Consider the following 20,560-nt stretch of genomic DNA (forward strand, 5'->3'; position numbering starts at 1 on the left):
GATGAAGCGCTTGCCGGGCGCGGCCATGCGCATCTTGTGCAGGATGCCGTTGTCCGTCGCGACGATGAACTCGTTGGCCGACAGCGACTGCGCAGCCGCAATCAATTGCGACGTCGAGCCCACCACATCGGCCTGCGCCACCACGGATTCGGGCGATTCCGGGTGCACGAGGATCTTCGCGTTCGGGTGTTCGGCACGCAGCAGGTCCAGTTCCACGCCCTTGAACTCGTCGTGGACGAGGCACGAGCCCTGCCACATCAGCATGTCGGCGCCGGTCTGCTTCTGGATGTAGCTGCCGAGATGCCGGTCCGGGGCCCACAGGATCTTGTTGCCCTGCGCGTGCAGATGCTGCACGATCTTCAGCCCGATGGACGAAGTGACCATCCAGTCGGCTCGCGCCTTCACGGCCGCGCTGGTATTCGCATAGACGACGACGGTGCGATCCGGATGCGCGTCGCAGAATGCGGCAAATTCGTCCGGCGGACAGCCCAGGTCCAGTGAACACGTGGCGTCCAGGTCGGGCATCAGCACGGTCTTCTCGGGGCTCAGTATCTTGGCCGTCTCGCCCATGAAGCGCACGCCTGCGACCACCAGCGTCTTGGCGGAATGGTCGCGGCCGAAACGCGCCATCTCCAACGAGTCGGACACGCAGCCGCCGGTCTCTTCGGCGAGGTCCTGCAGGTCGGCGTCGACGTAGTAATGCGCGACGAGTACCGCCTCGCGCTCCTTGAGCAGCCGCTTGATGCGGGCTTTCAGCCCATCGCGCTCCTCGCGCGACAGCGCCGGCGGCACTTTCGCCCATGCGTGGGCGACACAGCTCGCGCCGGATTGCGTCTCGGCCAGCATGTCCGGGCGCTCGAATTCAACCGTCTTGATGTGGGTTTCCATGGTGGTCTCCGCGTCCGTTCCTGCCGTTAAGGCGTCAGAAAGGTGGCGTGGCAATGAAACGGACGGCGTGTGAGGAGGACTCGCGCCGCGATGCTTTGCCGCAGCTTAAGAATGTGAATTGGGGCAGTTTACCCAAAAGAAAAGCCCCGCTGCGGAGCGGGGCTTCACCTATGAAACAGAAAAGTCAGGCGTAGCGGCGCAGGCGCACAGCGAATTCCTGGAGCGCGTGGATGCCGCTTTCCTCGGCGCGCTTGCACCAGTCCTGCAGTTGATGCAGCAGCTGCTCGCGCGTAGCGTTCGAACGGCTCCACAGCGCGCCCAGTTCGCGGCGCATCTCCACGAACGTGTGCAGCGACGAATGGTCCGAGACGATCTGCGAAAGCTGCTCGCGTTGCGGCGGGCCGAGCTTGGTCTCGTCGCGGTGGAACCACTTGCGGGCCGGCTTCAGCGCACGGTATTCGACATCGCGCGACGCCTTGAGCTTGGCCAGCTCCTGGCGATAGGCCGCCTTGACGGTCTTGGCGTAGCGCGCCATCACGTCATAACGGTTGGCGATGATGGCTTCCAGCGTGTTCTGGTCGACCGGTTTGACGTCGCCAAAACGTGCCTTGGGCGCCACCTTCTTGACCTTGGCCAACCCAACCATTTCCAGCGCACGGATGTAGCCCCAGCCGATGTCGAACTCGTACCACTTGACCGAGAACTTGGCCGACGTGGCGTACGTATGGTGGTTGTTGTGCAGCTCTTCGCCGCCAATGATGATGCCCCACGGCGACACGTTGGTCGAAGCGTCTTCGCACTCGAAGTTGCGATAGCCCCAGTAGTGGCCCAGGCCGTTGATGATGCCGGCAGCGTGGATGGGAATCCACAGCATCTGCACGGCCCACACCGTCAGGCCGATCGCGCCGAACATCACGACGTCGAGGATCAGCATCAGGCCGACACCCTGCCACGTGAACTTCGAATACACGTTGCGCTCGATCCAGTCGTCGGGCGTGCCGTGGCCGAACTTCTGGATCGTTTCCTTGTTCTTGGCCTCGGCCCGGTAGAGTTCGGCGCCCTCGAGCAGCACCTTGCGGATGCCTCGCGTTTGCGGGCTGTGCGGATCGTCTTCGGTTTCGCACTTGGCGTGGTGCTTGCGGTGAATGGCCGTCCACTCCTTGGTGACCATGCCGGTGGTCAGCCAGAGCCAGAACCGGAAGAAATGTCCAGCGATGGGATGCACGTCCAGCGCCCGGTGCGCCTGGCAGCGGTGCAGGAAAATCGTCACGCTCGCGATGGTGATGTGCGTCACCACCAGCGTAAAAATCAGGATTTGCCACCAGGCCCAGTCCAGGGTGCCGTTGGCAAGGAAATTCAGAAGAGAGTCGATCAAAGTGTTCTCCGTGGTCAACTCGGGTGATTGAAGCAGCCTGGGTCGATAGCGCCATTGCTGCCTCGTCAGGCCATCCGCTGTCGCACGGTGGCGACAGTGGGGTCGTGTTGGCGGAGATTCGGGTGTTGGCACCCGGCTTGCGCGTCACATCGGCGAACTCTCCGGCTGCCGGTCATATGACCTCCGCCCCTGCGCAATGCAAGGCTTTCGCGGCAATGCGTCGCAAACTTCAGGCCATTGCGACGGCCGCCTGATCCTTCGGGGGAACATCCGGCATTTTAACCGAAGACCCCCTCTACTCCATGGGGGAAAACCGTGAGTTTGACCCTGAGCAAGGGCGCACCGTTCCGCACCGGGATGTGTTAAAGCCGGGCACCCAGGCGCCTCATGCATCACCCGCCGATAAGCTATCCCCAGCCACGGGCCCCAGCACGCGCACTTCCCGCTGCGGGTATGGAATGTCGATCCCCGCCTCTTTGAAGCGCCGATAGATCGCCCGATTCAGATCGGACTGCACACCGAGCTTGCCGTTGTGCGGATCGTTGATCCACACGCCCAGTTCGTACTCGATGCCGCTGTCGCCGAACAGCGCGAGGAACGCGGCGGGCGCCGGATCTGCGAGTACGCGAGGAATGCCCTCGGCGCACTGGACCAGCAAGGCCAGCACGGTTTCGGGGTCTGCCGCATACGAGGCCTGCACCCGCACCGCCACACGGACGGTGCCGCGCTCGTTATGGTTCTGCACGGCCTGCGCGACCATCAACTCATTCGGCACGAGTGTGTCGCCGTCGCCGTTGCGCACGACGGTGTAGCGCGTGCGGATCTGCGTGACGATGCCGGTGTAGCTGCTGACCGTGATCTGGTCGCCCAGCTTGAGCGAGCGCTCGAGCAGGATGATGAAGCCCGACACATAGTTGCTCGCGATCTTCTGCAGGCCCAGGCCCAGCCCCACACCCAGCGCGCCGCCAAACACCGACAGCACCGTCAGGTCGATGCCGACCAGCGACAGGCTCAGCAGCAGCGACACCAGGAGCAACATCGCCTTGGTCACGCGCGACAGCACCACCTTGAGGTTGGCGTCGAGCGCCGTGGCGCGGGTGATGCGGCTGTCAAGCCAGGAGCCGAACCACATCGCCACGAGCACCGTGACGAGAATCCACACGACGCCCATGAGCAAGGCGGCGAGGCTGACCTTCTGCTTGCCGCCCAGCGCAAAGCGGATGCCCTCGAGGTAATCGACCACGTCGCCCAGCACACCGAGCACGTAGAGCACCATGCCGATCCACATGAGCGTTGTGAGCACGCGCTCGGCCAGCACGAGCATGCCGTGCAGCTCGCCGTTGGCCGACAACACGCGGCGCAGCACATAGAAGCCCAGGTAGAGCACCGCCAGCCCGAAGAGCGGCACCGCCGCGAGCCGGAATACGCTGATCGGCATGGTGCCGACCAGCGCGTAACGGGCCCCGAGCACCAGCAGCCAGCCGATCAGCGGGAACATCGCCCGCTCCAGGCTCGACCACGCAAAGCGCAGCGCGAAGGTCTCGTTCACGTGGCGCGCATGCAGGCGCCGCGCGATCGAGCGGGCCATGAGCCAGGCCGCGCCGAGCAGCAGCACGAGCACGCCCAGCTGCCAGATAAAGCGCGGGCCGCCCAGGTCGGCGACGATGTCGTCGATCATGTGGCCCAGCGCGAGGTGGCTCAGGTTCTGTGGCAATCCGTTCATTCGGCCGACACGTTATTGCGTTCGATAAGGCAGGGCGTCGCCCGCGTGCTTCTGCCAGTTGGCGGCATAGCGCTGGGCGAGATCGGCGTCGCCGCGCACGATCAGGACGTTCTCGGCATTGCCGCGCTGCGCCGTCTGCGTGAAGTTGAAGCTGCCCGTCACGAGCACCGGGCGGGCGCCGCGCGGGTCGATCACGATGACCTTGTTGTGCGCGTTCTTGTAGCGCACTTCCAGCCACACGGGAATGCCGGCATTGGCGATTTCCGGCACGCGGCTGCCGTTGGCGCGCATCATCTGTTCGCGGTCGGCCAGCACCCGCACATCGACGCCGCGCTGATGCGCCGCCAGCAGCGCGCGCACGATCGCCTTGTTTGACAGCAGGTAGGCCTGCACCAGCACCTGCTCGCGCGCCTGGTCGATGGCGTCCGCGAGCAGGCCCTCGATATCGTCATCGGGCGTGAAGGCGGCCTGCACCGTACCTTTGGCCGGCAGAACCGGTGGTGTGCTGCGGGCCTGGGCGAGGCCGGTGCCACTGAATGCAAGCGCAGCGGCCAGCAGCAGACCGACTTGGCGTGCGGTCATGCGCGGCGCTCCAGTACGGCCGCGAAGAAGCCGTCGGTCTGGTGCACGTGCGGATACAGCTCCAGGTAAGGGCCCATCTCGAGCGCGATCTTCTGGGCCGCCAGCACCTCGCCGGCAGGCACGAGCACGAAGTCTTCATGCGCGGCCAGGAACTGCTCGACCACCTGCTGGTTCTCGCGCGCCAGCACGCTGCACGTTGCGTAGACGAGGCGGCCGCCCGGCTTGAGGAGCCGCGCCGCGGAGTCCAGAATCGACCGCTGCTTGGCTGACATCTCTTCCACGGCCCGCGCGGATTGCCGCCATTTCAGGTCCGGATTGCGGCGCAGCGTGCCGAGCCCGCTGCACGGTGCGTCGACCAGCACGCGGTCGATCTTGCCCGCCAGGCGCTTGACCTTGGCGTCGTGCTCGCTGTCGATCCGGCTCGGATGCACATTGGACAAGCCGCTGCGCGCCAGACGCGGGCCCAGGTTCGACAGGCGCTTCTCCGATACGTCAAATGCGTACAGCCGCCCCGTCGAGCGCATCGCCGCACCGATCGCCAGCGTCTTGCCGCCCGCGCCCGCGCAGAAATCGACCACCATCTCGCCGCGCTTGGGCGCCAGGAGCTGGCACAGCAGCTGGCTGCCTTCGTCCTGCACTTCGACGGTGCCGTTGGTGAAGATCTCGAGCTTGTTCAGCGCCGGCTTGCCCGCCAGGCGAATGCCCACCGGCGACAGCGGTGCCGCGGCGCCCTCGATGCCGGCTTCGGCCAGCGTCGCCAGCACCGTGTCTCGATCGCCCTTGAGCGTGTTGACGCGCAGGTCCAATGGCGCGGGATTGAGCCACGCCTCGGCAAGGGCCTCGGTAAATTCCGCACCGTGCTGCGCAACCAGGGCGTCAAAGAGCCAGTCGGGCAGGTTGGCTCGCACACGGGGCGCCAGCGCAGCGCGGTCGCGCAGTTGCCAGCGGTCGAGCCACTCGGCTTCCGCGGGATTCAGGAACGGCGCGATCGCTTCACGTCCTGCGGTCTGCACGAGGCCGAGCAGCGCGAGGCGGCGGCGCGCCGGCCCCGAACCGCTTTCGGCGAACTGGCCAAATTCGTTCTTTCGGCGCAGCACGGCAAAGGCCGCCTCGGCGACGATGCCGCGCTCGCGGTGGCCGAGTTCGTGGTGCTCACGGAAGTACTGGCTGACCACCATGTCGGCCGGTGCAGCAAAGTGCAGCAGGCGGGCGAGCACCTTGTCCAGGTGCTCAAGATGGCTGCCGTGCACGCCCGTGCGCGGGCGCGGCGTACGTTGGGCCGGCTTGCCTTGCGGTGCCCGGTACCAGCCACCGCCCCCCGAACCCGAACGCTTGCTACCCGACCCCCCATTGCGCGGCCGCTGGCGATCCTGGCTCATGCAGCCTCCCGGGCATCGGCCCCGATCACGAGTTGTGGAGCGTCCGGCGAAACACGCACCACGCCGTTCTGCACACTCAGCCGGTCTTCGACAAACCAGCGCACGGCGCGCGGATAGATCACGTGCTCCTGCGTGAGCAGCCGCGCGGCGAGCGACTGCGGCGTGTCGTCCTGGCGCACGTCGATGATGGCCTGCAGCACGATCGGACCGTGATCCAGATCCGCGGTCACGAAATGGACGGTCGCGCCATGCACCTTCACGCCCATGGCCAGCGCCGCCTCATGCGTATGCAGACCAGGGAAGCACGGCAGCAGCGACGGATGGATGTTCAGCATGCGTCCGGCGTAATGCTTCACGAAGCCGGGCGTGAGAATGCGCATGAAGCCCGCCAGCACGACCAGATCAGGTGAGTAGCCGTCGATGGCCTGCGCCAGCGCAGCATCGAAGTGCTCGCGGTCGGCAAACGTCTTGTGATCGACCACCGCCGTGGCGATGCCGTGCGACGCGGCAAATTTAAGTCCGGCCGCATCAGGCCGATTAGAAATGACGGCGGCAATGCGCGCCTGCCAGCCTTCTGCCTGGCAAGCCCGCACGATGGCTTCCATATTGGAGCCGCGCCCGGAAATGAGAATGACGATGTTTTTCATCGCGGCATTTTATCAAGTGCGCCGCAGTTCCCCGGAGAAAATCCGGTGTGGCGCTTGGCAAGCCCGCGTCACGCGGCTTTCCGGCGTACCGTGGCATTTTGCCGACGGCGCGTAGCAAAAAGCTCGCCGCATCCCAAAAATGGAGGGTGCAACCGTTGGCGTGCGATGGCGCGCTCTGATAATCTCAACACCATAATTGCCCGCACACCCGGGGGGGTCCGGTGTGCCGTCAGCGACGACTGGAAGTCCCTTGCGGCGTTCCGGCATCTTCGCTGCAACACTGCGCGGGCAATAACCGTGAAAGCCGATCGGCCGTGGGCGACCCAGCCCGGCCCGCCGGCCACCGCCCGCGCCGGGTCGGCACGCGTACAACAACAAGAGGGCCTTGCCCTCACCGGGGAATAAGAATGACGAGCTCGCTGCGTAGCCTGCTGGTGGTCGACGACCACCCCCTCGCCTTGTCTGGCACGACCACGTTTCTCGCGCACGCCTTGCCTGAAGTCCAGGTGCACGCAGCAATCGGCCGCCGCCAGGCGCTGGCGCTGGTGGACGAAGGCGTCCGGCCCGACGTGGTGCTGCTCGACGTCTGGCTCTCCGACTGCACCGGCTTCGACGCCATGCGCGAGCTGCGCGGCAAGCTGCCCGAAGCGCGCTTTGCCTTCATGTCGGCTGAGAACACGCCGGAGATCGTCGCCAAGGCACAGGCGCTGGGCGCCATCGGCTTCATCGGCAAGCACGCCGATGCCCATGCGTTTTCGAAGGCCGTGGCCGGCATCTTCAGCGGCGATGCGTCGTTCCCGTCGGAAGACGACATGGGCGGCAGCAACAAAGGAGGCGCCTCCCACGGCATCCCGATCACGCCGGCAGAACTCGGCCTGACGCCGCGCCAGGGTTCTGTGCTCGCGCTGTTGCTTGAAGGACTGCCCAATAAATCGATCGCCCGCCAGCTGGGCCTGACGGAGAACACCGTCAAGGAACACGTCTCGGCGATCCTGCAGCGGCTGGGCGTGCGCACGCGCATCCAGATCATCTCGCGCATGGAGCGCTTCCGCCTGACGGGCGCGGCCTGATTTGCGCGGCGCCGCATCCGACGGCGCCGGCTTTCCGCGTTGCTCAGTACGCGACCTGTGGCTCGGCCGCACGGCCCCGCAGCCAGCGCTTGAGCAGTACGCGCAGCATGTTCGGATCCATCGGCTTGGCCAGCAGCAGGTAGCCGGCCTCTTCCGCACGCGCCAGCGCGGCGGAGTTGCGGTCGCCAGTCAGCAGCACGGCGTGGGCGTCGGGATGGCTGACCTGCCAGCGTTCGAGCAGTTGCAGGCCGTCTTCCTCTCCGGGCAGGCGCAGGTCGCAGAAGATGATCTGCGGGCGAATGCCGCGCGCGAGCAGTTGGTCCGCGGCACGGCCATCGGCGGCGCTGTGCACCTCCACGCCCCACGCCTCGAGCAGTGCGTGCCAGGCCTTGCGGATCTGCGGATCATCGTCCACCACCAGCACCACGCCCGAGAAACGCGGCTGGTCCAGCACCGCACGCTTCTGCTCCGCCCGCGGCTGGGCGGCCAGCGGCGCCTTCACCTCGGCCGGCACGGGCCGCAGCGCCATCCAGAACATCGAGCCCCGGCCCGGCACCGAACGCACGCCGAACGTACCGCGCAGCAGGCGCACGCATTCCTTGTAGATCGCCAGCCCCAAGCCGAGACCCTGGCTTGGGTCGCGCTCGGGGTTTTCGACCTGGTAGTAGGTCGAGAAGATTTCTTTCTGGTGCTCCGGCGCCACGCCGATGCCGGTATCCCACACCTCGATGCGCAGATGCTTCTGGCGCACGCGCAACGCCACCATCACGCCGCCGCGCTCGGTATAGCGCAGCGCATTCTGCAGCAGGTTGAACAGCGCCCGGCGCAGCAGCACCGGCTCGGCCATGCCGAATACCGGCAGCGGCGGAATGCGCTGCGTGAGCGTCAGACCCTTGGCGCGCGCATCCGGCATGAACTGCTGGACCACCTCGGTGATGACCTCGCCCAGATCCACCGGCTCCAGCGTCGGTGAGGTCTTGCGGCTCTCGAGCTTGGACAGGTCGAGCAGCGAGCGGAACAGCAGATCGATCGTCGCCGCGCCCGAGGCAAGCTGCTCCACCAGCGGCGCCAGCGATTCGGACTGGTTGCGCGCCCGCAACGCCTCCACCAGCAGCACGAGCGCATGCACGGGCTGCCGCAGATCGTGGCTGGCCGCGGCCAGGAAGCGCGACTTTTCCTCCGACGCCGACAGCGCGCGCTGCTTTTCGTCCTGGTAGCGGCGCGCCAGCTGGCGGCTTTCGTTCTCGAGCTGGATTTCACGCACGAGCGTGTTGTGGATGTTCACCGCATGGCGCGTCAGCAGGGCCGCAAAGAAGAGCAGCACCCCGCGCAGGTACAGCCCGTGGCCCGGAAACGCCTGCTCCGCCAGCACGAAGTGCGGCGCCAGGATGCCCGTGCCGAGGATCAGCAGGCTCGACGGCACCGGCGCCTGCGACAGCACCGCGGCCGCCGCCACGCCGATGATCACGATCATCAGCAGGCTGCTGAACTCCAGCGACGGCGACATCAGGTACAACCCGGCCGAGCAGCCCCATGCCACGCCACCCACCGCCGACATGACGTGCATGCCCGTCCACCACTTGCGGGTGTGCGCAGCCAGCGTCATGCGGGGGAGGTCGTAGCGGTATCCGAAATAGAAGCGCAGGCCCGACGCCGTCAGGCACAGCATGATCAGGCACCAGCCCAGCAGCGCCGGGCGATTGGGCGCATCCCAGAATGCCGCCACTGTCAGCGCAGGCAGCACGACCGAGGCGGCAATCCCCATGGGCGCCCCCCGATGCACGGCGGCGAGCAGCTTGGCTCGGGCATCCAGTTCGAGCGGCGCACGGCTGGCCAGCCCGAACTTGGCGAAGAAAAGGCGCAACGAGGCGTTCAAGGGAATGCGGGGAAGAAGAAGCCGGATCTCAGCGGATATCGGATTGTGCCGCAAGCCCGCAACGGGCGGGCGCACCGTTCGGAGGATTGTGCAACAGCCCGACACCTGGCTCGCGGCGCGCCGGGGACGCGGCAATCCCTTATATAATGTGCGTTTTGCTGGATTTTTGCGCAGTGCCGCGGCAATCCAATCCGAAACGCTGCCCTTTCTTCCTCCATCACCGACGCCTCTCGTGAAAGTCTTTCGCGGCCTGCCCAATGCCGAAAGTCGCGCGCCGTGCGCGCTGACCATCGGCAACTTTGACGGCGTGCACCGCGGGCACCAGTCTCTGCTGGCCCGGGCGCGCGCGGCGGCTGACGCACGCGGGCTGCCGCTCACGGTGATGACGTTCGAGCCGCATCCGCGCGAATTCTTCATGCCGGATCGCGCGCCCACCCGCATTGCCCTGCTGCGCGACAAGCTCGAAAGCCTGCGGCGCCAGGGCGTCGACCGCGTGGTCGTGGAGCACTTCAACGCGCATTTCGCCGGCCAGACGCCGGACGAGTTCGTGCGCAACGTGCTCGTCGACGGGCTGCATGCGCGCTGGCTGCTGGTGGGCGATGACTTCCGCTTTGGCGCCAAGCGCGCCGGAGACTTCACCTACCTGCAGGCCGCCGGCGCGCAGTTCGGATTTGAAGTCGAGCAGATGGGCTCGGTGTCGGAGTCCGGCATTCGCATCTCCAGCTCGGCGGTGCGCGAGGCGCTGGCCGCGGGCGACCTCGAACATGCCCGCCGCCTGCTCGGTCACGGTTATGCCATCAGCGGGCACGTGGTGCACGGGCAAAAGCTCGGGCGCTCGCTCGGCTTCCCGACGCTGAATCTGCGCATTTCGCATCGCAAGCCCGCAGTGGCCGGCATCTTTGTCGTGCAGGTGCACGGGCTGGCCGAAAAGCCGCTGCCGGCCGTCGCCAGCATTGGAGTGCGCCCGACGGTGGACGATTCCGGCCGCGTGCTGCTGGAAGTGCACGTCTTTGATTACAACGCCAGCGTCTACGGCAAGCTGGTCCGCGTGGAATTCATGAAGAAGCTGCGCGACGAGGCTCGCTACGATTCGCTCGATGCGCTCAAGGACGCCATCGCGCAGGACTGTGTTCACGCGCGGCAGTTCTTCGGCCTGCCCGTTCCACCGGCCGGCGAGTCGCCAACGCTTCGGCGCGACTTCGCGACCTCCGCCACCGACCGAATTCAGTAGGCGGCTGACGCACCCGCCGCCCGAAAGCCACACCACGCACGCGCCTGCTCTGACCGGCGCGCTGCATCGATCCGATTTGCCCGAATCTGCCTCACATCACACCATGTCTGACGCCAAGAAGCCCACGCCGGAGAAAAGCAAGTACCCGGTCAACCTGCTGGACACCCCCTTCCCCATGCGCGGCGATCTGCCCAAGCGCGAGCCGCAATGGGTCAAGCAGTGGCAGGACAAGCAGCTCTACAAGAAGATCCGCGCCGCGCGTAAAGGCGCGAAGAAGTTCATCCTTCACGATGGCCCGCCGTATGCCAACGGCGACCTGCACATCGGCCACGCGGTCAACAAGATCCTCAAGGACATGGTGATCAAGTCGCGCGGCTTGACCGGCCTGGATGCCGTGTACGTGCCGGGGTGGGATTGCCACGGCATGCCGATCGAGATCCAGATCGAAAAGCAGTTCGGCAAGGGCCTGCCCGTCAAGGAAGTGCAGGAGAAGGCGCGCGCCTACGCCACCGGCCAGATCGCGCGCCAGAAGGCCGACTTTGAGCGCCTGGGCGTGCTGGGCGACTGGGCGGACCCATACCTCACCATGAACTTCCGCAACGAAGCCGACGAGCTTCGCGCGCTGGGCAAGATTCTCGAAAAGGGCTACGTCTTCCGCGGCCTGAAGCCGGTCAACTGGTGCTTCGACTGCGGCTCGGCATTGGCTGAGGCAGAAGTCGAATATGCGGATCGCACCGACCTGTCGATCGACGTCGGCTTCCCGTTCGCCGACATCGACGCGCTGGCGAGCGCCTTCCACGTCGGCGCCGATGTGCTCAAGGCCAAGCCGGGCTGGATCGTGATCTGGACGACGACGCCGTGGACGATCCCGTCCAACCAGGCGCTGAACCTGCACCCGGAAATCGAATACGCGCTGGTCGACACGCCGCGCGGGCTGCTGATCGTCGCGAAGGAGCGCGTCGAGGCCTGCCTGCAAAGCTGGAAGCTCGAAGGCACCGTGCTGGCCACGTGCGAAGGTGCCGCGCTCTCGGGCGTGCGTTTCCACCATCCGCTCGCGAAGATGGATGCGGGCTACGACCGCACCTCGCCCGTCTACCTGGGCGACTACGTGACCATCGACACCGGCACCGGCATCGTCCACTCCGCGCCCGCCTATGGCGTGGAAGACTTCCAGTCGTGCAAGGCGCACGGCATGCCCGACGCGGACATCATCAACCCGGTGATGGGCAACGGCGTCTACGCATCGACGCTGCCGCTGTTCGGCGGCCAGATGATCTGGGATGCCAACCCCAAGATCGTCGAGGTGCTGCGCGAATCGGGCAACCTGTTCGACGCGCACAAGTACAACCACAGCTACATGCACTGCTGGCGCCACAAGACGCCGATCATCTATCGCGCCACGTCGCAGTGGTTTGCGGGGATGGACGTGCAGCCCAACGACGGCAACGCCACGCTGCGCGAAACGGCGCTCGCCGGCATCGATGCCACCGCGTTCTACCCGTCGTGGGGCAAGCAGCGCCTGCACAACATGATCGCCAACCGCCCGGACTGGACGCTGTCGCGCCAGCGCCAATGGGGCGTGCCGATGGCGTTCTTCGTGCACAAGGAAACCGGCGCGCTGCACCCGCGCACGCCTGAGCTGCTGGAGCAGGTCGCGCAGCGCATCGAACAAAACGGCATCGAAGCCTGGCAGACGCTCGACCCGCGCGAGCTGCTCGGCGACGAGGCTGACATGTACGAGAAGAATCGCGACACGCTCGACGTGTGGTTCGACTCGGGCACGACGCACTGGCACGTCATCCGCGGCTCGCATGCGGCGGATCTGTACGACGCTTCGGCCGAGCTGCCGGACGGCCGCCTGGCCGATCTGTACCTGGAAGGCTCCGACCAGCACCGCGGCTGGTTCCACTCGTCGCTGCTGACGGCTTCGATGCTGTACGGCAAGCCGCCGTACAAGGGCCTGCTCACGCACGGCTTCACGGTGGACGGCGAAGGCCGGAAGATGTCGAAGTCGATCGGCAACACGATCGCACCGCAGGAAATCGCCAACAAGATGGGCGCGGAGATCATCCGCCTGTGGGTCGCCTCGACGGATTATTCGGGCGAACTCGCCATCTCTGACGAGATCCTGAAGCGCGTGGTCGAAAGCTATCGCCGCATCCGCAACACGCTGCGCTTCCTGCTCGCCAACCTGACCGACTACGATCACGCCAAACACGCGTTGCCGACCGAGCAATGGCTCGAAATCGACCGCTATGCCGTAGCGCTGACGGATGCGTTGCAGAAGGAAGTCCTGTCGCACTACGACGTGTATGAATTCCACCCGGTGGTCGCCAAGCTCCAGACGTTCTGCTCGGAAGACCTGGGCGGCTTCTACCTCGACGTGCTGAAGGACCGCCTGTACACCACGGCACCCGATTCCGTGGCGCGCCGCTCGGCACAGAACGCGCTGTATCACATCACCCAGGCCATGCTGCACTGGATGGCGCCGTTCCTGTCGTTCACGGCCGAAGAGGCATGGCAGGTCTTCGCACACGGCACCGAGCACACCGACACCATCTTCACCAGCACCTACTACGACGCCCCGGTGCCGCAAGGCGCCAGCGCGCTGCTGGAGAAGTGGGCCGCCATCCGCAACGTGCGCGGCGAAGTGACCAAGCAGCTCGAAGCGCTGCGCATCGACGGCAAGATCGGCGCGTCGCTGCAGGCGGAAGTGACGGTCGCTGCCGGTGACACCGTGTACGACGCCCTGGCGAGCCTCGGCGACGACCTGCGCTTCGTGCTCATCACGTCGGCGGCCAAACTCGAACGCGCGCCCGAGGGCGGCGATCTGCTCATCACCGTGGCACCTTCGACGCATGCCAAGTGCGAACGCTGCTGGCACTACCGCGCCGACGTCGGCCACGACCACGCCCACCCGACGCTGTGCAAGCGCTGCACTGACAACCTGTTTGGCGCCGGTGAACAACGGAGCGCTGCCTGATGGCCACTCGCAACAACGGCAAGAGCAAGGCGGTTTCGCGTTCAGGCGGCGGTCATGGTCTGGGCCCCTGGCTGGGCCTGGCCGTGATCTGGATCCTGCTGGACCAGCTGACCAAGATCGCGATCCTGAAGACGTTCACGTACGGACAATCGCGCCCGATCACGGGTTTCTTCAACCTGGTGCTGGCCTACAACAAGGGGGCGGCGTTCTCGTTCCTGGCGGCGGCTGGGGGCTGGCAACGCTGGTTCTTCACAGGCCTGGGAATCGCGGCGGCGCTGTTCATCGTGTGGCTGCTCAAGCGGCACAGCGCGCAGAAGCTGTTCTGCTTTGCGCTCGCGCTCATCCTGGGTGGGGCGCTTGGCAACGTGATCGACCGCGTCGTCTACGGCCACGTGGTGGACTTCCTCGACTTTCACCTCAACACCTACCACTGGCCCGCATTCAATGTGGCGGACTGCGGGATCACGATCGGCGCCGTGCTGTTGATCGTTGACGAACTGCGGCGCGTGCGGCGCTGAACGCCGACGCAGTGGCGTGGTAGTGAATCAGTATCGAATCGCGTACCACGCCCGTTTGATGTACTCGGCCAAGATGGTTCCGCTCTCGTAAATCGGCAACGACTTGGTGAGCGTGTCCCCGGCGAATACGCCGTGCACGCCCCATGCCACATCAGGCCACACCTGGCGGAATACGTCCCGCGCCCGGCCTGTGTGGTACCAACTAGTGACCAGCACCGCGCGGCCGACATGCTGACCGGTCAACGCCCGGTGCGTCATCTGCGCGTTTTCCATCGTGCTACCCGATTCACACTCGTAGCCGATGCGGTCAGCCGGTATGCCGGCCATCACCAGCCGGCGCACGATCAGCAGGCAATCTCCCTCCCCGCTCACGAACACGCGCGGCGCCACACCCGCGTGATACAGCTCCGCCGCACCGATCACGCGCTGACCCGATTCCCCGCCGAGGACAACGATCACGTCTGCCCTCGCAGGCACGGACTCCTCGCGCAACCACGCTTTGGCTTCGCGCACGAGCACCGCGCCCGTCACCAGGGCGACAAGGGACAATGCGCCGACTACCGCCAGGACATTGCAGACTGCCGAACGAGCGAAAACCATATCGGGAATGAGCATTTGAGGAAAAATCCGGGCGCCGGACGGGCTTCGGGCCAAGCCGGTATCATCGCCACACTGACGGGCGGGCCGATCCGGCTCCGGGTTGTATCCTGCCCAAGCACATTGCGTCAATCGGACCCCAGCGGACAGTTATGGAACTGCAAGGCAAACATTTCGTGCTCGGCCTGACCGGCGGCATCGCGTGCTACAAGTCGGCCGAGCTCGTGCGGCTGCTGACCAAGGCCGGTGCGACCGTGCAGGTGGTGATGACCGACGCCGCCACGCACTTCATCACGCCGGTGACGATGCAGGCGCTTTCCGGACGCCCCGTCTTCACGTCGGAGTGGGACAACCGCATCGGCAACAACATGCCGCATATCGATCTCTCGCGCGAAGCGGACGCAATCGTCATCGCCCCAGCATCGACGGACTTCCTCGCCAAGCTTGCGCACGGCATGGCCGACGATCTGCTCTCCACGCTATGCATCGCGCGCGACTGCCCGCTGCTCGTGGCCCCCGCCATGAACCGGCAGATGTGGGCCGCGCCCGCTACTCAGCGCAACGCCGCGCAGCTGCGCGCGGATGACGTCACGCTGCTCGGCCCCGATGCCGGCGACCAAGCCTGCGGCGAAGTCGGCGACGGCCGCATGCTCGAGCCGGAAGACATCGTCGAGCAACTCATCGGCTTCTTCCAGCCCAAGCTGCTGCGCGGCCACCGCGTGCTGTTGACAGCCGGCCCGACCTTCGAGCCGATCGACCCGGTGCGCGGCATCACGAATCTGTCGAGCGGCAAGATGGGCTTTGCGCTGGCGCGGGCTGCATCGCAGGCCGGTGCGACGGTCACGCTCGTCGCTGGGCCGTGCCATCAGGACACGCCTGCAGGCGTATTGCGCATCGATGTGCAGACTGCCCAGCAGATGCACGATGCCGTCATGCGCGAGCTGGACACCACGAAGAACGACATCTTCATCGCCGTTGCCGCCGTGGCGGATTGGCGTGTGGCGCAAGCCGCTGAGCAGAAGCTCAAGAAGCAGAGCGATTCCGACGTACCGACACTGACGTTCACGCAAAACCCGGACATCCTGGCCGCCGTGGCACGCCGTGCGAATGCGCCCTTCTGCGTCGGCTTTGCAGCAGAAACCGAACGCCTGGAAGAGTTCGGCGAGGCCAAGCGCCAGAAAAAAGGCATCCCGTTGCTGGTCGGCAATCTCGGCCATCAGACCTTCGGCCGCGACGACAATGAAGTCGCGCTCTTCGATGCAAAGGGCATCACGCGCCTGCCGCGTGCCGACAAGCTGACGCTGGCACGCCAGATCGTCGCCGCCATCGCCGACCGCGTGCACGGAGCACGGTCATGAGCGCCGCGCCGATCCGTCTATCGGTCCTGGACCAAAGCCCCGTCATCTATGGCCACAGCGCACGCGATGCCATTGCCGCGACGGTCGACCTGGCGCAACTGACGGATTCGCTCGGCTACACGCGCTACTGGTGCGCCGAACACCACGGCCTGCGCGGCGTCAGCAACCCCGCGCCGGAAGTGATGATCGCCCGCGTGGCGAGCGCCACGAAGCACCTGCGCGTGGGCTCCGGCGGCGTGATGCTGCCGTACTACAGCCCGTTCAAGCTGGCCGAGCAGTTCCGCTTGCTGGAAGCGCTGTTCCCGAACCGTATCGACCTGGGTGTCGGCCGCGCACCCGGCGGCGACATGCGTACCGCGCAGGCCGTGGCCATGGGCGACTACAACCGCGGCGACATCTTCCCGCAGCAGGTGCAGGAACTGATCTGGCACCTGACGGGCACGCTGCCACCGGATCACCCCGCTTACGGCGTCATCCTGCAGCCCGAGATCGACACCCAACCCGAACTGTGGGTGCTCGGCTCCAGCGATTTTGGTGGCGCGTTGGCCGCGCGCCTCGGTATCCGTTTCGCGTTTGCGCATTTCATCAATCCGCACGTCGGGCACATCGTCGCGCAGCAGTACCGTACCGATTTCGAACCCGGCTACGACGCACGGCCGTACAGCGCTGCCGCCGTCTTCGTGATCGCGGCGGACACTGAAGCCGAGGCGCGCCGCTACGAAGCTGCGATTGATTTGCGCCGCGTGCAGATGGCGATTGGCGTGAATGGCCCGGTCCCGACTGTCGAGCAAGCCGAAGCGCACGTCTACACCGAGCGCGACCAGGCCATCGTCATGCGGGAGCGGCCGCGCAGCATCATCGGCACACCGGAATCCGTGGCCGAGCAGATGCTTGCGCTCAAGAGCCGCTTTGTCGCCGACGAACTGATCGTGCTGACCGTCGCGCCCAGCTACAAGGCGCGCCTGCGCTCGTACGAGCTGCTGGCCGAGGCGTTTGCGCTACCATCTCCGGCTTCTGCAACCTCCTCGGCCTGCCCCGCATGAAACTCGACGTCAAGATTCTCGACGCCCGCCTGCACGAACAGCTCCCGCGGTACGCCACCACCGGCAGCGCCGGGCTGGACCTGCGCGCCTGCATCGACGCCCCGCTCACCATCGAGCCCGGCACCACGCACCTGATTCCGACCGGCATGGCGATCCACCTGGCCGACCCCGGTTATGCCGCGCTGATCCTGCCGCGCTCGGGCATGGGCCACAAGCACGGCATCGTGCTGGGCAACCTGGTCGGCCTGATCGATTCGGATTACCAGGGCCAACTGATGGTGAGCACGTGGAACCGTGGCAGCACGGCGTTCGTGCTCAATCCGATGGAGCGCTTGGCACAACTGGTGATCGTGCCGGTGGTGCAAGCCGAGTTGAACATCGTCGATGACTTTGCAGAAAGCGAGCGCGGTGCCGGTGGATTCGGCAGCACGGGACGCCACTGAGTGCATCGTCCGCACATAGAAAAACGGCCCGGAGTTTTTCCGGGCCGTTTTCTTTGGAGCGTCTGACGGGTCAGGCTTCCGCTTCTTCCTGGGCAGGTGCGGGCGGTGCTTCGTTCTCGGAGAATTCCAGCTTCACCGCATCCGCATCGTCCAGATCCACGACCACCTTTCCGCCGTTCACCAGCTTGCCGAACAGCAGTTCGTCGGCCAGCGCCTTGCGGATCATGTCCTGGATCAGGCGCTGCATCGGGCGCGCACCCATCAGTGGGTCGAAACCCTTCTTCGCCAGGAAGCGACGGAGCTTCTCGGTGAAGATGGCATCCACCTTTTTCTCGTGCAGTTGCTCTTCCAGCTGCATGAGGAACTTGTCGACCACGCGCATGATGATTTCCTCATCGAGCGAGCGGAAGCTGATGGTTGCGTCCAGACGGTTGCGGAACTCCGGCGTGAACATGCGCTTGATGTCGGCCATCTCGTCGCCCTGTTCGCGCGCCGTGGTGAAACCGATCGTTGCCTTGTTCATCGTCTCGGCGCCCGCATTGGTCGTCATGATGATGATGACGTTGCGGAAGTCCGCCTTGCGGCCGTTGTTGTCCGTCAACGCGCCGTGGTCCATGACCTGCAGCAGGATGTTGAAGATGTCCGGGTGCGCCTTCTCGATCTCGTCCAGCAGCAGCACGCAGTGCGGCTTCTTGGTCACGGCTTCCGTCAGCAGACCGCCTTGGTCGAAGCCCACGTAGCCCGGAGGCGCGCCAATCAGCCGGCTCACCGCATGGCGCTCCATGTACTCCGACATGTCGAAGCGGATCAGCTCGATGCCGAGGATGAACGCGAGCTGCTTGGCGACTTCCGTCTTGCCCACGCCCGTCGGGCCGCTGAACAGGAACGAGCCGATCGGCTTGTCCGTCTTGCCCAGGCCGGCACGCGACATCTTGATGGCCGAAGCCAGCGCGTCGATGGCCGGATCCTGCCCGAACACGACCGACTTCAGGTCACGCTCCAGCGTCTGGAGCTTGCTGCGATCGTCCTGCGACACGCTTTGCGGCGGGACGCGCGCGATGCGCGACACGATGTCTTCGATCTCGCTCTTGCCGATGGTCTTCTTCTGCTTCGACTTCGGCAGGATGCGTTGCGCCGCACCCGCTTCGTCGATCACATCGATCGCCTTGTCCGGCAAATGACGGTCGGTGATGAAGCGCGCCGACAGCTCAGCCGCCGCAGTCAACGCCGACGACGCGTACTTCACGCCATGGTGTTCTTCGAAGCGCGACTTCAGGCCGCGCAGAATCTGCACGGTCTGATCCACCGACGGCTCCACCACGTCGATCTTCTGGAAGCGGCGCGACAGCGCTGCGTCCTTCTCGAAGATGCCCCGGTATTCCGTGAACGTCGTCGCACCGATGCACTTGAGCGCGCCCGACGACAGCGCCGGCTTGAGCAGGTTGCTGGCATCCAGCGTGCCGCCCGATGCAGCGCCCGCGCCGATCAGCGTATGGATTTCGTCGATGAACAGGATCGCGTTCGGGTTGTCCTTGAGCGACTTCAGCACGCCCTTCAGGCGCTGCTCAAAGTCGCCGCGGTATTTGGTGCCGGCGAGCAGGGCGCCCATGTCGAGCGAGTAGACGACGGACTTCGCGAGGATGTCCGGCACTTCGCCCTTGGTGATGCGCCATGCCAGGCCCTCAGCGATGGCCGTCTTGCCGACGCCGGCCTCGCCGACCAGCAGCGGGTTGTTCTTGCGGCGGCGGCACAGCACCTGCACCACGCGCTCGACTTCCTGCTCGCGGCCGATCAGCGGATCGATCTTGCCGGCCTTGGCCAGCGCGTTCAGGTTCTGGGTGAACTGCTCGAGCGGGCTTTCCTTGCCGTCGCCGCCTTCGCCTTCGGGGTTGCCCTCGCCTTGCTTGGCGGGCTCCGCCTGGTCCTTGCGGATGCCGTGACTGATGAAGTTGACGACATCCAGGCGGGTCACGCCCTGTTGCTGCAGGTAGTACACCGCGTGCGAATCCTTCTCGCCAAAGATGGCCACCAGCACATTCGCGCCCGTGACTTCCTTCTTGCCGTTGGAGGTCGACTGCACGTGCATGATGGCGCGCTGGATCACGCGCTGAAAGCCGAGCGTCGGCTGCGTGTCCACCTCGTCGGTGCCGGGCACGACGGGCGTGTTGTCAGCGATGAAGTTCTTCAGGTGCGTGCGGAGATCTTCGATGTTGGCGGCGCAGGCGCGCAGCACCTCCGCGGCCGTCGGATTGTCCAGCAGCGCAAGCAGCAGGTGCTCCACCGTAATGAATTCGTGGCGAGCCTGACGGGCTTCGACAAACGCCATGTGCAGGCTGACTTCCAGTTCTTGCGCGATCATGCTTCCTCCATCACGCACTGCAGCGGGTGCCCCGCCTGCCGTGCATGGGTTGATACCAATTCCACTTTCGTCGCGGCGATATCCCGAGTGTAGATACCGCACACGCCCTTACCTTCCCGATGCACAGTCAGCATGATCTGTGTGGCAGTCTCCCGGTCTTTGCTGAAATATTGCTGAAGGATCATCACGACGAATTCCATCGGGGTGTAGTCGTCGTTGAGCAGCAGCACCTTGTACATCGCGGGCGGTTTGAGCGCTTGCTCTTTCCGCTCCAGGACGGTGCCTGCATCGTGTTGTGGAGTGGTCGCTTGCCGGATTGCCATGGTCTTATTCTAACCACTCCTTTCGACTTCGCAATTTGGGGAAATAACGCTGACTTCAAGGTCTGCAAACGGTTTGGCCGAGCCGGCGTGCTTGCGTCGGCCCTCGGCGCGGAGGGGTTTTTCCGCCGCTGCCCGCCGGAGAGCGGCGCAAGCTCCGGGCCTGCC

Annotated in this window: 17 protein-coding genes; 7 read left to right on the forward strand and 10 right to left on the reverse strand. The window is 65.5% G+C overall.

Annotation, left to right across the window (positions count from 1 at the left end; genetic code table 11):
* The 6 genes from nadA to purN all read right to left on the reverse strand — a co-directional run.
* Nucleotides 1–888, reverse strand: an 888-nt coding sequence (nadA, locus tag A6M56_RS14860; protein ID WP_286758210.1) for a quinolinate synthase NadA, incomplete at its 3' end; no start/stop codon positions are given.
* 184 nt (nucleotides 889–1,072) lie between these two features.
* On the reverse strand, nucleotides 1,073–2,263 hold the full coding sequence (locus A6M56_RS14865) for a DesA family fatty acid desaturase (protein WP_045787508.1): 1,191 nt from the start codon (nucleotides 2,261–2,263) through the stop codon (nucleotides 1,073–1,075).
* Nucleotides 2,264–2,648: 385 nt separating this feature from the next.
* Entirely contained in the window at nucleotides 2,649–3,986 is a 1,338-nt protein-coding gene (locus A6M56_RS14870) for a mechanosensitive ion channel family protein (RefSeq protein WP_062737872.1), read from the reverse strand.
* 12 nt (nucleotides 3,987–3,998) lie between these two features.
* Complete coding sequence (locus tag A6M56_RS14875; protein ID WP_045787510.1) at nucleotides 3,999–4,568, reverse strand: phospholipase D family nuclease; 570 nt, start codon at nucleotides 4,566–4,568, stop codon at nucleotides 3,999–4,001.
* Complete coding sequence (locus tag A6M56_RS14880) at nucleotides 4,565–5,947, reverse strand: RsmB/NOP family class I SAM-dependent RNA methyltransferase (RefSeq protein ID WP_045787511.1); 1,383 nt, start codon at nucleotides 5,945–5,947, stop codon at nucleotides 4,565–4,567. The genes A6M56_RS14875 and A6M56_RS14880 overlap by 4 nt, the downstream gene beginning before the upstream one ends.
* Nucleotides 5,944–6,594, reverse strand: coding sequence for a phosphoribosylglycinamide formyltransferase (gene purN / locus A6M56_RS14885; protein ID WP_045787512.1), 651 nt, complete (start codon nucleotides 6,592–6,594; stop codon nucleotides 5,944–5,946). Before purN ends, A6M56_RS14880 begins: the two co-directional genes overlap by 4 nt.
* Nucleotides 6,595–7,001: 407 nt before the next feature.
* Between purN and A6M56_RS14890 the strand changes: the two genes are divergently transcribed.
* On the forward strand, nucleotides 7,002–7,664 hold the full coding sequence (locus A6M56_RS14890) for a response regulator transcription factor (protein ID WP_045787513.1): 663 nt from the start codon (nucleotides 7,002–7,004) through the stop codon (nucleotides 7,662–7,664).
* Nucleotides 7,665–7,707: 43 nt separating this feature from the next.
* On the opposite strand, the gene A6M56_RS14895 is transcribed toward A6M56_RS14890, so the two are convergent.
* Nucleotides 7,708–9,540: an ATP-binding response regulator gene (locus tag A6M56_RS14895; protein ID WP_045787514.1), complete on the reverse strand. Its 1,833-nt coding sequence runs from the start codon at nucleotides 9,538–9,540 to the stop codon at nucleotides 7,708–7,710.
* 232 nt (nucleotides 9,541–9,772) lie between these two features.
* On the opposite strand from A6M56_RS14895, the gene A6M56_RS14900 reads away from it, so the two are divergent.
* The 3 genes from A6M56_RS14900 to lspA all read left to right on the forward strand — a co-directional run bounded on the left by A6M56_RS14900 (nucleotide 9,773) and on the right by lspA (nucleotide 14,272).
* Entirely contained in the window at nucleotides 9,773–10,771 is a 999-nt protein-coding gene (locus A6M56_RS14900; protein ID WP_045787515.1) for a bifunctional riboflavin kinase/FAD synthetase, read from the forward strand.
* Between the two features lie 103 nt (nucleotides 10,772–10,874).
* Complete coding sequence (gene ileS, locus A6M56_RS14905; protein ID WP_102080056.1) at nucleotides 10,875–13,754, forward strand: isoleucine--tRNA ligase; 2,880 nt, start codon at nucleotides 10,875–10,877, stop codon at nucleotides 13,752–13,754.
* Nucleotides 13,754–14,272, forward strand: a complete 519-nt coding sequence (gene lspA / locus A6M56_RS14910) for a signal peptidase II (RefSeq protein ID WP_045787517.1) — start codon at nucleotides 13,754–13,756, stop codon at nucleotides 14,270–14,272. The genes ileS and lspA overlap by 1 nt, the downstream gene beginning before the upstream one ends.
* Nucleotides 14,273–14,299: 27 nt before the next feature.
* Here lspA and A6M56_RS14915 read toward each other — a convergent pair whose 3' ends face one another.
* Complete coding sequence (locus tag A6M56_RS14915; RefSeq protein WP_045787927.1) at nucleotides 14,300–14,872, reverse strand: YdcF family protein; 573 nt, start codon at nucleotides 14,870–14,872, stop codon at nucleotides 14,300–14,302.
* Between the two features lie 149 nt (nucleotides 14,873–15,021).
* On the opposite strand from A6M56_RS14915, the gene coaBC reads away from it, so the two are divergent.
* Genes coaBC through dut form a run of 3 tightly spaced genes read left to right on the forward strand, consistent with a single transcriptional unit; the run spans nucleotide 15,022 to nucleotide 17,713 of the window.
* Complete coding sequence (gene coaBC, locus A6M56_RS14920) at nucleotides 15,022–16,227, forward strand: bifunctional phosphopantothenoylcysteine decarboxylase/phosphopantothenate--cysteine ligase CoaBC (protein WP_045787518.1); 1,206 nt, start codon at nucleotides 15,022–15,024, stop codon at nucleotides 16,225–16,227.
* Complete coding sequence (locus A6M56_RS14925) at nucleotides 16,224–17,270, forward strand: LLM class flavin-dependent oxidoreductase (protein WP_045787519.1); 1,047 nt, start codon at nucleotides 16,224–16,226, stop codon at nucleotides 17,268–17,270. The genes coaBC and A6M56_RS14925 overlap by 4 nt, the downstream gene beginning before the upstream one ends.
* Complete coding sequence (dut, locus tag A6M56_RS14930; protein WP_045787520.1) at nucleotides 17,267–17,713, forward strand: dUTP diphosphatase; 447 nt, start codon at nucleotides 17,267–17,269, stop codon at nucleotides 17,711–17,713. The genes A6M56_RS14925 and dut overlap by 4 nt, the downstream gene beginning before the upstream one ends.
* A 70-nt stretch (nucleotides 17,714–17,783) precedes the next feature.
* On the opposite strand, the gene clpA is transcribed toward dut, so the two are convergent.
* Nucleotides 17,784–20,072, reverse strand: a complete 2,289-nt coding sequence (gene clpA, locus A6M56_RS14935; RefSeq protein WP_045787521.1) for an ATP-dependent Clp protease ATP-binding subunit ClpA — start codon at nucleotides 20,070–20,072, stop codon at nucleotides 17,784–17,786.
* A complete protein-coding gene (gene clpS / locus A6M56_RS14940; protein WP_003261876.1) occupies nucleotides 20,069–20,395 on the reverse strand; it encodes an ATP-dependent Clp protease adapter ClpS in 327 nt (108 codons plus the stop codon). Before clpS ends, clpA begins: the two co-directional genes overlap by 4 nt.
* Nucleotides 20,396–20,560 lie beyond the last annotated feature (165 nt).

The sequence above is a fragment of the Ralstonia sp. RL genome (assembly GCF_001683835.1).
GTDB classification, from domain to species: Bacteria; Pseudomonadota; Gammaproteobacteria; order Burkholderiales; family Burkholderiaceae; genus Ralstonia; species Ralstonia mannitolilytica.

What these genes read in the sequence shown, in the direction of transcription:
- A6M56_RS14925 (WP_045787519.1), top strand. Translation starts at nt 16,224, where the DNA reads ATGAGCGCCGCGCCGATCCGTCTATCGGTCCTGGACCAAAGCCCCGTC.
- coaBC (WP_045787518.1), top strand. Translation starts at nt 15,022, where the DNA reads ATGGAACTGCAAGGCAAACATTTCGTGCTCGGCCTGACCGGCGGCATC.
- A6M56_RS14870 (WP_062737872.1), bottom strand. Translation starts at nt 3,986, where the DNA reads ATGAACGGATTGCCACAGAACCTGAGCCACCTCGCGCTGGGCCACATG.
- dut (WP_045787520.1), top strand. Translation starts at nt 17,267, where the DNA reads ATGAAACTCGACGTCAAGATTCTCGACGCCCGCCTGCACGAACAGCTC.
- A6M56_RS14915 (WP_045787927.1), bottom strand. Translation starts at nt 14,872, where the DNA reads ATGGTTTTCGCTCGTTCGGCAGTCTGCAATGTCCTGGCGGTAGTCGGC.
- lspA (WP_045787517.1), top strand. Translation starts at nt 13,754, where the DNA reads ATGGCCACTCGCAACAACGGCAAGAGCAAGGCGGTTTCGCGTTCAGGC.
- purN (WP_045787512.1), bottom strand. Translation starts at nt 6,594, where the DNA reads ATGAAAAACATCGTCATTCTCATTTCCGGGCGCGGCTCCAATATGGAA.
- clpA (WP_045787521.1), bottom strand. Translation starts at nt 20,072, where the DNA reads ATGATCGCGCAAGAACTGGAAGTCAGCCTGCACATGGCGTTTGTCGAA.
- ileS (WP_102080056.1), top strand. Translation starts at nt 10,875, where the DNA reads ATGTCTGACGCCAAGAAGCCCACGCCGGAGAAAAGCAAGTACCCGGTC.
- clpS (WP_003261876.1), bottom strand. Translation starts at nt 20,395, where the DNA reads ATGGCAATCCGGCAAGCGACCACTCCACAACACGATGCAGGCACCGTC.
- A6M56_RS14875 (WP_045787510.1), bottom strand. Translation starts at nt 4,568, where the DNA reads ATGACCGCACGCCAAGTCGGTCTGCTGCTGGCCGCTGCGCTTGCATTC.
- A6M56_RS14890 (WP_045787513.1), top strand. Translation starts at nt 7,002, where the DNA reads ATGACGAGCTCGCTGCGTAGCCTGCTGGTGGTCGACGACCACCCCCTC.
- A6M56_RS14880 (WP_045787511.1), bottom strand. Translation starts at nt 5,947, where the DNA reads ATGAGCCAGGATCGCCAGCGGCCGCGCAATGGGGGGTCGGGTAGCAAG.